General features: G+C 38.3%; 13 protein-coding genes. All 13 read left to right on the top strand.

Going from position 1 to position 12,849, the window contains the following annotated elements; translation table 11 throughout:
• Positions 1–8 precede the first annotated feature (8 nt).
• The 13 genes from ACTHN6_RS15860 (at position 9) to ACTHN6_RS15800 (ending at position 12,549) form a co-directional block, all read left to right on the top strand.
• Positions 9–761 carry a helix-turn-helix domain-containing protein gene (locus ACTHN6_RS15860; RefSeq protein ID WP_440436752.1) on the top strand — a complete coding sequence of 251 codons (753 nt, stop codon included), beginning with the start codon at positions 9–11 and terminating at the stop codon, positions 759–761.
• A 101-nt stretch (positions 762–862) separates the two neighbouring features.
• Positions 863–1,615 (top strand): SDR family oxidoreductase, encoded by a 753-nt coding sequence (locus tag ACTHN6_RS15855; RefSeq protein ID WP_440436751.1) that lies wholly within the window; start codon positions 863–865, stop codon positions 1,613–1,615.
• A gap of 273 nt (positions 1,616–1,888) precedes the next feature.
• A complete protein-coding gene (locus ACTHN6_RS15850; protein WP_440436750.1) occupies positions 1,889–3,163 on the top strand; it encodes an erythromycin esterase family protein in 1,275 nt (424 codons plus the stop codon).
• 308 nt (positions 3,164–3,471) lie between these two features.
• Positions 3,472–3,969 (top strand): hypothetical protein, encoded by a 498-nt coding sequence (locus ACTHN6_RS15845; protein WP_440436749.1) that lies wholly within the window; start codon positions 3,472–3,474, stop codon positions 3,967–3,969.
• Entirely contained in the window at positions 3,959–4,390 is a 432-nt protein-coding gene (locus ACTHN6_RS15840) for a DoxX family protein (protein ID WP_440436748.1), read from the top strand. The genes ACTHN6_RS15845 and ACTHN6_RS15840 overlap by 11 nt, the downstream gene beginning before the upstream one ends.
• Positions 4,377–5,501 (top strand): chromate efflux transporter, encoded by a 1,125-nt coding sequence (chrA, locus tag ACTHN6_RS15835; RefSeq protein WP_440436747.1) that lies wholly within the window; start codon positions 4,377–4,379, stop codon positions 5,499–5,501. Before ACTHN6_RS15840 ends, chrA begins: the two co-directional genes overlap by 14 nt.
• A gap of 204 nt (positions 5,502–5,705) precedes the next feature.
• Positions 5,706–6,515 carry a helix-turn-helix transcriptional regulator gene (locus ACTHN6_RS15830; protein ID WP_440436746.1) on the top strand — a complete coding sequence of 270 codons (810 nt, stop codon included), beginning with the start codon at positions 5,706–5,708 and terminating at the stop codon, positions 6,513–6,515.
• A gap of 79 nt (positions 6,516–6,594) precedes the next feature.
• On the top strand, positions 6,595–8,250 hold the full coding sequence (locus tag ACTHN6_RS15825) for a serine hydrolase domain-containing protein (protein WP_440436745.1): 1,656 nt from the start codon (positions 6,595–6,597) through the stop codon (positions 8,248–8,250).
• A 97-nt stretch (positions 8,251–8,347) separates the two neighbouring features.
• The gene (locus ACTHN6_RS15820) at positions 8,348–8,971 is read left to right on the top strand and encodes a hypothetical protein (RefSeq protein WP_440436744.1); all 624 of its coding nucleotides are present in this window, start codon (positions 8,348–8,350) and stop codon (positions 8,969–8,971) included.
• A 324-nt stretch (positions 8,972–9,295) separates the two neighbouring features.
• Positions 9,296–9,898, top strand: coding sequence for a hypothetical protein (locus ACTHN6_RS15815; protein ID WP_440436743.1), 603 nt, complete (start codon positions 9,296–9,298; stop codon positions 9,896–9,898).
• A gap of 113 nt (positions 9,899–10,011) precedes the next feature.
• Positions 10,012–10,611 carry a DUF6624 domain-containing protein gene (locus tag ACTHN6_RS15810; protein WP_440436742.1) on the top strand — a complete coding sequence of 200 codons (600 nt, stop codon included), beginning with the start codon at positions 10,012–10,014 and terminating at the stop codon, positions 10,609–10,611.
• 315 nt (positions 10,612–10,926) lie between these two features.
• Complete coding sequence (locus ACTHN6_RS15805; RefSeq protein WP_440436741.1) at positions 10,927–11,496, top strand: Crp/Fnr family transcriptional regulator; 570 nt, start codon at positions 10,927–10,929, stop codon at positions 11,494–11,496.
• Between the two features lie 78 nt (positions 11,497–11,574).
• Entirely contained in the window at positions 11,575–12,549 is a 975-nt protein-coding gene (locus tag ACTHN6_RS15800) for an aldo/keto reductase (protein ID WP_440436740.1), read from the top strand.
• Positions 12,550–12,849 lie beyond the last annotated feature (300 nt).

The raw sequence follows: 12,849 nt of genomic DNA, 5'->3' as shown, positions 1-12,849 counted from the left end.
AAGACAAGTTGTTTAAGACAGAAGTTGTGTTTGAACACCATATGCTTGTGTGGTTCATTTCCGGTGAAACAAAAATCATTCAAGCTCATCAAAACTATTTGTTTAAGACAGGCGACATTTTTCTCATTCCAAGAAATCAGTTAGCAACTATTATCAATTATCCGAAAGACGGACGACCGCACATGTCTGTTGTAATGCATCTTTCCATTGACAGGCTAAGGGAATTTTACGCCAACCTGAATGTAAAACCCAAAGTTTCCCCAACACTACAAATCAGAAGTTTTAACAAGCACCCATTATTAGAAAGTTGCCTTGCTTCGTTGATACCTTATTTTGACATGCAGGAAAAATTTCCTGAAAACATTGCTTCACTAAAAATTACGGAAGCAATTAGCGTTTTGCGGACAATAGATAAAGACATTGACAACGTTTTAGCCAACTTTGAAGCGCCACATAAAATTGACCTTTCAAATTTTATGGAAAAGAACTTTATGTTTAATATGCCTTTGGAAAAATTCGGTTACCTGACAGGTCGCAGTTTGACAACTTTCAAACGGGATTTCCATAAGATTTACAACACAACGCCACAACGATGGCTGACACAGAAACGCCTGGAATTGGCACATTACCAACTTACCGAAAAAAACAAAAAACCAGTTGACGTATATTTAGAAACAGGTTTTGAAAATTTATCTCATTTTTCTTTTGCTTTCAAAAAACAATTCGGGCAAACACCAACCGAACTAATAAAAGCAAGATAAATTTTTTCTGACCGCTTTATTTTTTACAAAATTCAGCAAGTTCCGGATTTTCTGCCACAGCATGCATTCCAATCTTTGCAACGGAATTAAAACAAAAAACAATGCAAAGATTTAAAGACAAGTTCGCGCTTATTACAGGAGGAACAAACGGAATGGGTTTTGCCACTGCCCAACAATTCATTCATGAAAACGGTAAAGTAATCATCACGGGACGAAGTGCTGAAACGGTAAATAAAGCCTTGGAAAAATTAGGAACAAATGCTTTTGGCATTGTTTCAAACGCCGCTGACATGAAAGACATATTGCTTTTAGAGGAACAGGTAAAACAATATACAGACACTGTTGATTTATTGTTTGTCAATGCAGGTTATGGAAAGTTTGCACCCCTTGCATATGCTGATGAAACACATTTTGACGAGTTGTTCAACATGTTGGTAAAAGGAACATTTTTTACCGTAAAACAAATATTACCATTCATGAACCCGGGAAGCGCTATTGTGTTAAACACTTCTGTTGTTACCGGCATGGGGATAGCAAATTTCCCGGTGTATTCAGCCGCCAAATCAGCCGTGCAGTCATTTATCAAAACCTTTGCAGCAGCGCTTACAGAAAAAGGTATTCGTGTGAATGGCATCAGCCCGGGATATATTAAAACAAACGGGTTTAACAACACAGGTTTAAGTCCCGAACAAATTGAAGGCGCTATGCAAAGCATCATCCCAACTATACCCTTCAAAAGGTTTGGTGAACCTTCCGAAATTGCCAATGCGGTATTATTCCTTGCTTCGCACGAAGCCTCCTATATACACGGAACGGAACTAACTGTGGACGCAGGATTTTCAATTATCAGGTGATACAACAAAATTGTGAGGAGTTTCCTTCCTGCTTCGGAAGCACATGTATCGCAAAATCTTTTAAGGCCGGGCTTCATCTCCCACAGATGAGATTATCTAAGGATTTTTAAACATCTTGCTATAAGAATAAGCAGGCTGTATTTGTATGCAGGTAAAAAACTGGAGAGATTCAGCCTTCTCATAATTTATGAAATGGGCTCGTATTTTATAGCATAAATTAGCATGTTGTGCATCATGCAAATACAGCCTTTCGTTACTTCAAAAATAATATTAATGAGATTGACCTATCTTCTTGTTTTCCTCTTATTAATCAAACAAAGCTTCGGGCAAAGTTCAATTAAAGAGTATATTCTCAAAAATGCAAAAACAATAACAAGCATCTACCCTAACGACACAAATTTTACAGACTTAGAAATCTTACGAAAAACAATCGGCACCAAAAGAATTGTTATGCTTGGAGAGCTGTATCATGGTGATGGAACATCTGTTCAGGCTAAAACAAGATTGATAAAATTTTTGCATGAAAGAATGGGCTTTAATGTGCTTGTTTTCGAAAGCGATTTCTTCTCTTTAAACGATGGTTGGAAGGTATATGAAGATGGTGGTATTTCCTTGGATAGCTTGATCTATTTGTCAATTTATCCATTATGGACACAATGTTCGCAATTCCAATGGCTAACCTCTTATGTTAATCAATCAAAAGCTGAACAGAAACTTGTGCTTTCAGGAATGGATTTCAGGGGTTATACAGGTTACAGCATAAGGTATTTATATAAAGCAATTGATTCTTTTTTGCGTTTAGAAAATATTCCGTTTGTAAAGAATGAAAAAGCTTATTCAGACTATTGTTCTTTATTAAAGCAAGCACCTGCTTTAGTAGAAGGAAAAAGCAAAACAGATATGAATAAATTACTTAATTATACAAATAATATTCTCGCTCAGTTGCAATTATTAGAAATTAAAGACAGTTTTTACATTAAGGTTTTGCAAGGACAAGTGCAATTATTTAAAATGGCTAAGTATTATAGGTATGACAGTTCATATATTCTAACAAAGAAAAACTATCCTTTACATGATTTTCAGATGGCTGAAAACTTAAAATGGCTCGTGCGTTCAAAATATACAAACGAAAAAATTATTGTTTGGGCTCATAATACGCACATTGCAAAGGGAACGGCGATAAATGCAAACGGCATTGACTATAATAGTATGGGTTACTATTTTACACAAGACACATCTCTGCTAAATCAAACTTACATAATTGGCTTTACAAGTTTTTCAGGAAAAGGAAGATTGATATTAGGAAATGTTTCACCAGAAATAGTTACAAAGCCGGATAAAAATAGCATTGAAAATTGGATGCATAGTTCAGGCATCGCATACAATTTTGTTGACTTTTCAAACCTTAATAATTCTAACATAAAATCTGAACCTTTTTATATAAAAACATATATTAATACCGAAAAAAAATTAGATTGGTGTAAGTATTATGATGGCGTTTTTTTCATAGATAAAATGCGCCCTTGCGAATCAGTAAATAACAAATAATATAAAGTACGAACACACAACAAAAGACTTGGCAAAAACTGGTTGACTCGTGAAACTACTGAATCTGCCTGGGAATTGACAAGTCAGGAAATACAAGAAGGGCTTGCAAAAGAAAAACAGTAACGTCTGCCAACAGTTCATCGGTTTCTGTAAATCTTACGCTGTTAGCCATTAGTGCTTAACTTCAACATCTGTTTTCCATTAAGTATTTTGTACCGGCTGGCCAATCGTTATGGCGGTGCCTTCAAAATGCTTCAACATTATATGTTACCCTGCTGCAACAACAGTACAACTATAAAAATGTAATAATGAAGCAGTTTTTTTTAACGTTACTAATAACATCATGCATTGCCTGCAACCAGCAGCAATCCGATAAAACACAAGCCTTGCAATCCAAGATTGATAGCTTACAGTCCCAACTTAATGACAGCTATAAACCAGGCTTCGGCGAATTTATGAGCAGTATCCAGGTGCATCACGCAAAGCTTTGGTTTGCAGGTATAAATCAAAACTGGGAATTGGCCGGCTTTGAAATTAATGAGATCAAAGAAAGTTTAGACGATATTAAAAAATATTGTACCGACCGGCCGGAAACCCAATCTGTTCATATGATTGACGAACCGCTGGAAAATATAACCAATGCCATTCAAAAGAAAAATGAAACGGATTTAAAAAGCAATTATACCATTTTGACAAACACCTGCAACAATTGCCACCAGGAAACTCAACACGCATTTAATGTAATTACCATTCCTGCAACGCCGCCATTCACGAACCAGGTTTTCAAACTGAAAGATGAAAAGTAAGTTGTTACATACGCAACCAGTTCCCACAATAATACCACGTTTGATTGTTGGACTCATTTTTCTTTCGGAAGGGCTTCAAAAATTTATTTTCCCCGCATTGGTGGGTTCGGGACGGTTTATGAAAATTGGTTTCGTTAACCCTGCATTTTGGGCAAATTTCACCGGCACTTTCGAAATAGCCTGTGGAGTATTGTTATTGCTGGGCCTGTTTACAAGACTGGCTGCTGTTCCGTTATTAACGATCATGGCCGTTGCTTTCATCAGAACCAAAATACCCATATTGCTGGGCCAGGGTTTTTGGGCCATGGCACACGAATACAGAACTGATTTTGCAATGACTTTACTGCTCGTATTCCTGTTGTATTTTGGTGGCGGTCGCTTTTCGCTGGACAGGAAATATTTTAGTAATGAAAGAAAATAACGCGCTGAAAGAAATCGCCAAACTCTTTTTGAAACTGGGCTTTACTGCATTTGGAGGGCCTGCGGCCCATACGGCAATGATGAGAGAAGAAATTGTCGTAAAAAGAAACTGGCTCACCGAGCAGCAGTTTCTTGACATAATGGGTGCCACGAATTTGATACCGGGGCCAAACAGCACGGAGTTAGCTATTCACCTGGGAAAGGAGAAAGGAGGCTGGAAAGGATTACTCGTTGCAGGAAGTTGTTTCATCCTGCCATCCGTTTTTATTACAGGTATTTTTGCCTGGTTATATAAACTATATGGGCAACTCCCACAGGTTGAACCTTTTGTTTATGGAATTAAGCCAGCCATAATCGCCATAATTCTTGCAGCCATTTATCCATTGGGAAAGCAATCTCTAAAATCAACTGAATTAGGCATTATCGGGGTTTTAGTTTTGGCTTTGTCATTTTTTGTTTTCAATGAAATCTTATTGATGTTTGGCGCAGGGTTTCTCTTTACATTTTACACTTCTGTCAAACAAAAGAAAACCTTGAGCAGCCTGTTGCCTTTTCCATTTTTGCAGGTACCTGTCACATCAATTATAGCTGCTACAAACCTTAACTTATTTTGGAGCTTTTTGAAAATCGGGGCAACACTTTACGGGAGTGGCTATGTTTTATTTGCTTTTTTAGATACCGAACTTGTTTCAAGAGGGCTTTTAACGCGTCAGCAACTTATTGATGCCATTGCAGTGGGGCAATTTACACCGGGGCCCGTTACCTCTTCCGTTACTTTTATTGGTTACCAGATCAACGGTATTGTAGGAGCAATGATTTCAACTTTTGCCGTGTTTCTTCCCTCTTTTGTTTTTGTAGCGCTTCTAAACCCTTTTCTAAAACTAATGCGCAACTCAAAACTTTTTTCATCATTTTTAGATGCGGTGAACATTGCTTCTGTCGCACTTATCCTTTCTGTTTGCCTCGTAATGGCAAAGGAAACCATTACCGGCTGGCGAACAATTGTTATAGCTGTTACAAGCATTATGCTGACATTTGGTTACAGGAAAATAAACACCGTGTTCATAGTTTTGGGTGGTTCTTTGTTAGGATACCTGTTGACATTAATTTGATAAACAGAAGTAAAGAAATGGCGAACGCATAATAAACAAATTTGCAAAAGAACAGCATGATACTGCCGTTGAACATTTGTAATTATCTTCAACGTTCAGTTTTTCAGTCAGGTATTTGCAACCGGGCTTACCAACCGTTATTGCTGTTCCTGCATACATGCTGAACTCACTTTGCGTGATATTTTAAAAGATATTTTATACTCAATGAACCTATTGCATACAGGCCAGTTTTATGGACAGACAAATAATACGATGCTCCTTAATGGCCTTACACTGACAGACACGGAATACACACAAGACAAAGTGGACTGGCATTATCATGAAAATGCCTACTTTACCTTTATTCTGCAGGGCAATGTAATTGAAGGCAATAAAAAAGAAGTATATAACTGCTCGGCGGGCGATTTATTGTTTCACTATTGGCAGGAACCGCACTATAATATTAAACCTAAGGGATTCACCAGGGGCTTTCATATTGAACTTGGAAAAAGATGGCTTCATCATGTAAACCTGCACCTGGAACATTTAGCCGGAAGTACAAATATTAGAAATCCCGGTTCAAAACTGTTGTTATACAATATTTTTAAAGAAACAAAAATAAATGATGAAACATCCGCATTATCTATTGAAAACTTATTGTTGCAGTTATTGGAACAAACCATGCAGGATACCCATGTTTCATTATATAAAAAACCGGTCTGGGTTACCAGGATAAGAGAGGTTTTAAACGATACATTTTGTGAAAAACTTACCCTTACCGGGCTGTCCGATATCCTGGAGATTCACCCCACCCATCTTTCAAGAGATTTTCCAAAATATTTTCACTGCACATTGGGCAATTATATCAGGAAATTGAAAATTCAAAAATCACTGGTACTGCTGCCCGTAAAAAATAAGTCATTAGCCGCTATAGCTTTTGAGTGTGGCTTTGCAGACCAAAGCCATTTTATCCGGTGTTTTAAGAATATTGTTGGCGTTACACCTTTCACCTACAGAAGTTTAATACTTGGTTAAATACCGGCCACGCTAATTCCGTTCTATTTCTACAGCATATACAGTTTTAATTTTGAGCGCCATCAGATAAGGGTTCAATATGAAATATCTACTTATTGCAGGCTATTTGGCCGTTATTCATACCGTATGCATATATGCACAAACGAAAGACATTGTAAAAACAGAGGGCATCACTTCGGAGTTGCAGCGCAATAATATTGGTAAAATATATTTTACTGCAAATAACATTGCATTGCCCAACTTGAAAACTTCGGATTTTTTAACCGGCTATAAACTAACCAATAAAAGCAATCTTTTTTTTATTGCTTTCATGGGTAATTCAATAACCAACTACCTGCATCAATTACAACCCGGGTTAACGGCTGATTCGCTTGTTAAAACGGGCAATTATCAATTCACCCTTTTTGTAGATGATAAATTAATCTACCGGAGCAATTTATATCCTGGGGCTCCCTATGCAAAAATTCAGCATAGCGCAACGGTTATAAACAAACCGCTTATTAACAATGAAAACAGCAACGGGCTTTGGAGTGAATCGTTCTGGAACAGGTTTATGTATTTTGGTGGCGATACTGCTTTAACGGAAGGCAGGCATTTATTGCGGATGGAAATAAAACCTTATGTGGATGCAGGGGAGGTTAAAGTGGGCGATTTAATTGCTGCCGGCAACTTAAACCTGGTTGTAGAGCGAAAACCGGTTATTGATATTACGAATATCAAACTCAGCCCTGTAGCACCCTATAACGGTTTTGCGGTATCCAAAGAAAGTTTTGATACCAGTAAAATCAAAGAACTGAAAGGCAATATAGAAGAAGGTGTGTTTAAAAAGATAAGCAGTATCGTCGTCATTAAAAAGGGTAAATTATTGATGGAGGAATATTTTAATGGTGAAACCCGTAATACCCTGCACGATCCCCGCTCGGTGGGAAAGTCATTCGCTTCAACCATTACAGGCATAGCCATTCATGAAAATTATTTACACTCCGAAAACCAGCAGCTGAAAGCGTTCTACAACTTACATGCTTTTAAAAATTATTCCCCATACAAAGAAAAGGTAACACTCAGGGATTTGCTTACCATGAGTGCTGTTTTTGATGGTGATGATGAAGATGGCAATTCCCCCGGCAACGAGGAAAATATGTATCCAACAGACGACTGGGTGAAATTTGCCCTGGACCTGCCGGTTAAGAAAGATACTGTTAACAGCAACTGGCATTATTTTACAGCAGGCGTGGTAGTTTTAGGAGACATCTTAAACAAAACCGTTCCCGGCGGGCTTGAGCAATATGCCAGTGAAAAGCTCTTTAAGCCATTAGGCATATCAAGCTACAAGTGGCAATATACACCACAGCATGTACCTAACACAGCGGGAGGTATTCAGATGAATGCATTGGACTTTGCAAAATATGGGCAGGTATACAAAAATGGCGGCGTATGGAACGGTAAGCAAGTAATACCAAAAGAATGGGTGCTAAAGACCTTCACCAAACAAAAGCAGATAGCAGGCAGAAACAATGAGTTTTACGGTTATTTGTTTTGGAATAAAACATTCCGGGCAAACAATAAAAGTTATGAAGCATACTATTGTGCAGGCAATGGAGGAAATTATATCATTATTTTTAAAGACCAGCCTCTTGTAATTGTGATAACGGCAACAGCCTATGGCCAGTCTTACGCCCACACACAGGTAAACAAGATGCTTTCAGATTATATTTTACCGGCATTATTCAAATAATTGCAGTTATATTGTTTTCATAAAACATTATATGAGGAAGCTTGCCGCAAACCTTTATGTAGCATCCCGGTAATAACAACGAAAACATTTTTTAACCATGCATCAATGCTTAAGCCCGTTTCATCTTATACTGCTTTGCCTGAGCGTTTTTTGTAATCTAAACGCCCGGGCACAAAATACCGGTGACACATTGTATTGGTCTCAAAATCATCGCCTGGTCTTTGAGGATTTTAAAGGAAAGCCAACTAAAAGTGATACCACTTTATATGAAGCAACCCCTGATATGCTTACACATAAACTTGGTGCTATTGTTAAAAGCATTGACGTTCATTTTTTAGCAGAGCATAATAAAACAACATTTACAATCAGGGCTGGAATGAAACGAAGTTTATCCTGGATTAAAGATGATGGCGACACAACAGCGCTCAAACATGAACAAGGGCATTTTGATATTTGTGAAATATATGCGCGCATCCTGCGGCGTGACATTAAAAACGCAAAATCACTTTCAGACGCAAAAGCAATTTATGAAAAGACATCAGCGGATGAAGAAGCAGAACAGGATAATTATGACAAAGACAATACCTACCAGGCGGGTGGAATAACCAGCGAATGGCAGGAAAAAATTTCCAATCGTTTAAAAGCACTTGAAGCATTTAAAAACCCGGTAATAACATTGTCTATTCCCCTACCGGCTGGTGCCCCCGCCAACCGGAATTAATCTCTGTAATGTGTGAGTGCATTTCTCTATCGGTTGGTGTTCTGAGGCTGACCGATAGTGGGAAGCCATTGCCGGCTGGCGAACAATTGTTATAGCTGTTACAGGCATTATTCAGATATTTGGTTATAGAAAAATAATTACCGTGTTCATAGTTTTGAGTGGTTCTTTGTTAGGATAGCTGTTGACATTAATTTGATAAACAGAAAAATAAAAGAGTGAACGCATAACAAACAAAATGACAAGAGAGCGGATGAAATATTATTGTTCAATATTTGTGCTTATTGTTCGTTCGTCTTGCTAATAGCCGGCCGTTATACCAGGCTTATGAAACAGTTCCTGATAATCATATCCATTTTTTTTACGTCCTGCACAGGTGCGTTTAACGACAGGCAAAAGGTAGACAAAAACTTAGTTAGCTATGTTGAAATCCGCAAACAGTTTGACACTATTGCATTGCGACTAACAAATGACCAAACCTCAGACTTTATTGACAGTTGGAATAATTCAAGCGCTAAGGGGCCGCATAAGTTTTTACCAGAGTATTTTTTAACGATTCAGTTTAAAGGGGACAGCGTACTTTCTTACAGAACAAATGGCGGCTTGATAAAACAAAAAAGTGATTGGGCCTACGCTGTTGGCGATAAGGATTATTTTAAAAACATTTGGTTTAAGCAAGCCGGTTTAACCGGTGATTATTTTGAATACTTTCCAACGTATAATAACAAAGGCGATGGAAAATTTTCAACTGACCTAAATCCGCTTACGGAAAAGCAACGCAATGCAATCAAACAAGTTTTAACTTACTACAATTATAAATGGAAAGATATAAGAGGACAAATATTTTATAAAGGCAAAATTAACGAGGAACTGCTTTGGAATTATACCACAAAAGCAAACGACAGCTCCTGGCTGTCAACTCATAAGTGAGGCTATGGTGCAACACTCAAATGAAGCATTAGCCGCTATACCAGGACCAGGTGCTACTACCAATGCCCTCACGAATGCTTCACCATTGGCGTCAATCATAACACACCAACAATATGAATTACAGAGAGATTGCTGAAAAAATAATTGAACTGCAAAATGCGGACTTAGCATTAAGGGACAAACTTATTCAAAGCGGGCAACTAAGTGACGGATATAATGAAGAAATGAAAGAATTGCACAACAGGAATGCAATAATCTTAAACGAAATAATTGACCAAATTGGTTATCCTGCCATCACAAAAGTAGGCAAAGCAGCAAGTGAAGCAGCCTGGTTAGTGATACAGCATGCTATCGGGCAACCTGGCTTCATGAAAAAGTGCGTGAAACTGTTGGAAGTTGTGGTTAGTGAAAACAAAGCCCATGCAAAAAATTTAGCTTACTTAACTGACCGGGTAGCCGTGCTTGAGGGGAAGCCACAACTTTACGGAACTCAGTTTGATTGGGATAAAAACGGAGAATTAAGCCCTGAACTTTTTGACGACTTAATAAAAGTAAACCAAAGGCGAAGATCTATCGGCCTTAATTCACTTGAAGAACAAACAGGCGTCATAAGAAGGCAGGCTAAACTCGAAAAGCAAACACCACCGGCAGATTTTGAAAAACGAAAAGCGGAAATAGAACAATGGAAAAAAGCAGTTGGCTGGACAAAATAAAAACTGCCATTGATAATTAAGTTTCGTTGTGTCAGCAGGATGAATAATGAAAGGGCTTTCTTCCTATCGGTTGGTGTCCTCACCAACCGAAACTACCTCTTATAATGTGTGAGTAAATTTTTCCGTACCAATTGGTGTTCCCATCAACCGGAACTAATCTATGATGCATTGAAATTAAATTCATCTTTATCTGCAATCCTAAAGCAGTTTTGCCGTTGTGATGGAAATGGTGTGCAGGCAGGTGTATCCATTCCCACCCTACATTTTTTGCCAAATGACAAATAACCGTCAGATGACAACTTCTAACTTTACTGAATGGAAAAATTTATTGAATATGTATTGCAGTTTGGCAATTTGAACAAGCAACAAATTGACCTGATAAAAAGCAAAGCAACGGAGATAGAACTTCACAAAGACGACTATTATTGGGAAGCGGGAAAAACAGTTAGACAAATTGGATTTCTTACGGATGGTATTATCCATGTGTTTTATTACAACAACAAAGGCGAAGAAATTACACGTTATTTTATTGATGAAAACCATTTGATTTTATCGGGCAACACCATTGACGAAATTTATACGCCTTCTGAATATCTCTCAGCAATTACGGATTGCAAACTGGTTGTTTTTTCAAAACAGGATTGGAAAGAAATTGCCGAAACTATTATTGGCTGGGACGCTATTCTTCAAAAAATAATGGCTAAATATCACAGTGAAAAAATGGCAAGAAGAAGTGAATTGGTATCGCAGGATGCAACTACGCGTTATCTTGATTTTATTGAAAAATTTCCGGCGTTGGTCAATCGTGTGCCCTTATCATTTATCGCCTCTTACCTGGGAGTTACACAATCTTCATTAAGCCGGATAAGAAAAAATATTGGCTAAATCACTTTTTGCCAAATGGCAAATGATTCCATTTTTTATTGAACAACTTTTGTGGAGTCAAATTTTAAAATCAATAAAATGGAAAAAAGAAAATTAGGAAATAGTGGATTAGAAGTGTCTGCATTGGGTTTTGGCGCTATGGGATTAAGTTTTCCAAATGCACCCGCAAAAGAAGAAAACATAAAATTAATTCGTTCGGCAGTTGAATGTGGCATTACGTTTTTTGACACGGCAGAAGGCTATGGCGAAAATGAATTATTAGTTGGCGAAGCGCTTGCACCATTTCGGAATGAAGTAAAGATCGCCACCAAATTTGGTTTCAAAGAAGGCAAAATGTTGTCAGGATTAGACAGTCGTCCCGACAACATAAAAGCAGTAGCCGAAGCCTCTTTGAAGCGCTTAAGAACTGACGTGATTGATTTGTTTTACCAACACCGCTTTGATCCAGATGTGCCGATTGAAGACGTTGCAGGAACGGTAAAAGATTTAATTCAACAAGGTAAAGTAAAACATTTTGGTTTATCGGAAGCCACCGCCGAAACCATCCGCAGGGCTCATGCTGTTTTGCCGGTAACGGCTTTGCAAAGTGAATACTCCATGTTTTATCGTGAACCCGAAACAGACATCATTTCCACGTTGGAAGAATTGGGAATTGGCTTTGTACCTTTCAGCCCGTTAGGCAAAGGATTTCTGACAGGGACAATCAATGCGGGCACCCAGTTTGATAAAACAGACGGCAGAAATTTTTCACCGCGTTTCAGCAAAGAAAACAGGGAAGCCAACCAGGCCCTGGTTGATTTGGTTATTTCCATTGCAACAACCAAAAATGCTACGCCGGCACAAGTTGCATTAGCCTGGCTGTTGGCCCAAAAGCCTTTCATTGTTCCAATTCCGGGTACATCAAAATTGCACCGCTTACAAGAAAACATGGGTGCTGTAAATGTTTCATTGACAACGGACGAATTAGGCAAAATAAATTCGGCATTAGCTGTAATTAAAATCGTTGGCGAACGCTATCCGGCACAAATACAGGAAGCTACAGGACGAAAATAGATAGCAGCATAACAACCGGCAAAAGACAAGGCCTGTAACAGGCGTTTGCCGTTCCTACCGGCTGGTGTCCTCACCAACCGGAATTAATCTCTATAGTGTGAATAAATTCTCTATCGATCGTGTTTTCACCAACCGAAACTACTCCTTATAATGTGTGAGTACATTTCCCTACCGGTTGGTGTCCCCACCAACCGGAATTAATAATGACGAAACCGGAATATGGTATCCGTATAAAAGTAACAGAAGTTTACAGCTACCTGTCCCTGCCGTTTATGAAACACATTCATGTTACAAATTACA

The sequence above is a fragment of the Parafilimonas sp. genome (assembly GCF_051953455.1).
In the GTDB taxonomy this organism is placed as follows: domain Bacteria; phylum Bacteroidota; class Bacteroidia; order Chitinophagales; family Chitinophagaceae; genus Parafilimonas.
The sequence above is the reverse complement of the archived record's forward strand: the minus strand, read 5'-3'. Positions and strand labels throughout refer to the sequence as shown.

Excerpts from the sequence above, each read along its gene's own strand:
- ACTHN6_RS15855 (WP_440436751.1), top strand. The coding sequence starts at position 863 with ATGCAAAGATTTAAAGACAAGTTCGCGCTTATTACAGGAGGAACAAAC.
- ACTHN6_RS15850 (WP_440436750.1), top strand. The coding sequence starts at position 1,889 with ATGAGATTGACCTATCTTCTTGTTTTCCTCTTATTAATCAAACAAAGC.
- ACTHN6_RS15845 (WP_440436749.1), top strand. The coding sequence starts at position 3,472 with ATGAAGCAGTTTTTTTTAACGTTACTAATAACATCATGCATTGCCTGC.
- ACTHN6_RS15840 (WP_440436748.1), top strand. The coding sequence starts at position 3,959 with ATGAAAAGTAAGTTGTTACATACGCAACCAGTTCCCACAATAATACCA.
- chrA (WP_440436747.1), top strand. The coding sequence starts at position 4,377 with ATGAAAGAAAATAACGCGCTGAAAGAAATCGCCAAACTCTTTTTGAAA.
- ACTHN6_RS15830 (WP_440436746.1), top strand. The coding sequence starts at position 5,706 with ATGAACCTATTGCATACAGGCCAGTTTTATGGACAGACAAATAATACG.
- ACTHN6_RS15825 (WP_440436745.1), top strand. The coding sequence starts at position 6,595 with ATGAAATATCTACTTATTGCAGGCTATTTGGCCGTTATTCATACCGTA.
- ACTHN6_RS15820 (WP_440436744.1), top strand. The coding sequence starts at position 8,348 with ATGCATCAATGCTTAAGCCCGTTTCATCTTATACTGCTTTGCCTGAGC.
- ACTHN6_RS15815 (WP_440436743.1), top strand. The coding sequence starts at position 9,296 with ATGAAACAGTTCCTGATAATCATATCCATTTTTTTTACGTCCTGCACA.
- ACTHN6_RS15810 (WP_440436742.1), top strand. The coding sequence starts at position 10,012 with ATGAATTACAGAGAGATTGCTGAAAAAATAATTGAACTGCAAAATGCG.
- ACTHN6_RS15805 (WP_440436741.1), top strand. The coding sequence starts at position 10,927 with ATGGAAAAATTTATTGAATATGTATTGCAGTTTGGCAATTTGAACAAG.
- ACTHN6_RS15800 (WP_440436740.1), top strand. The coding sequence starts at position 11,575 with ATGGAAAAAAGAAAATTAGGAAATAGTGGATTAGAAGTGTCTGCATTG.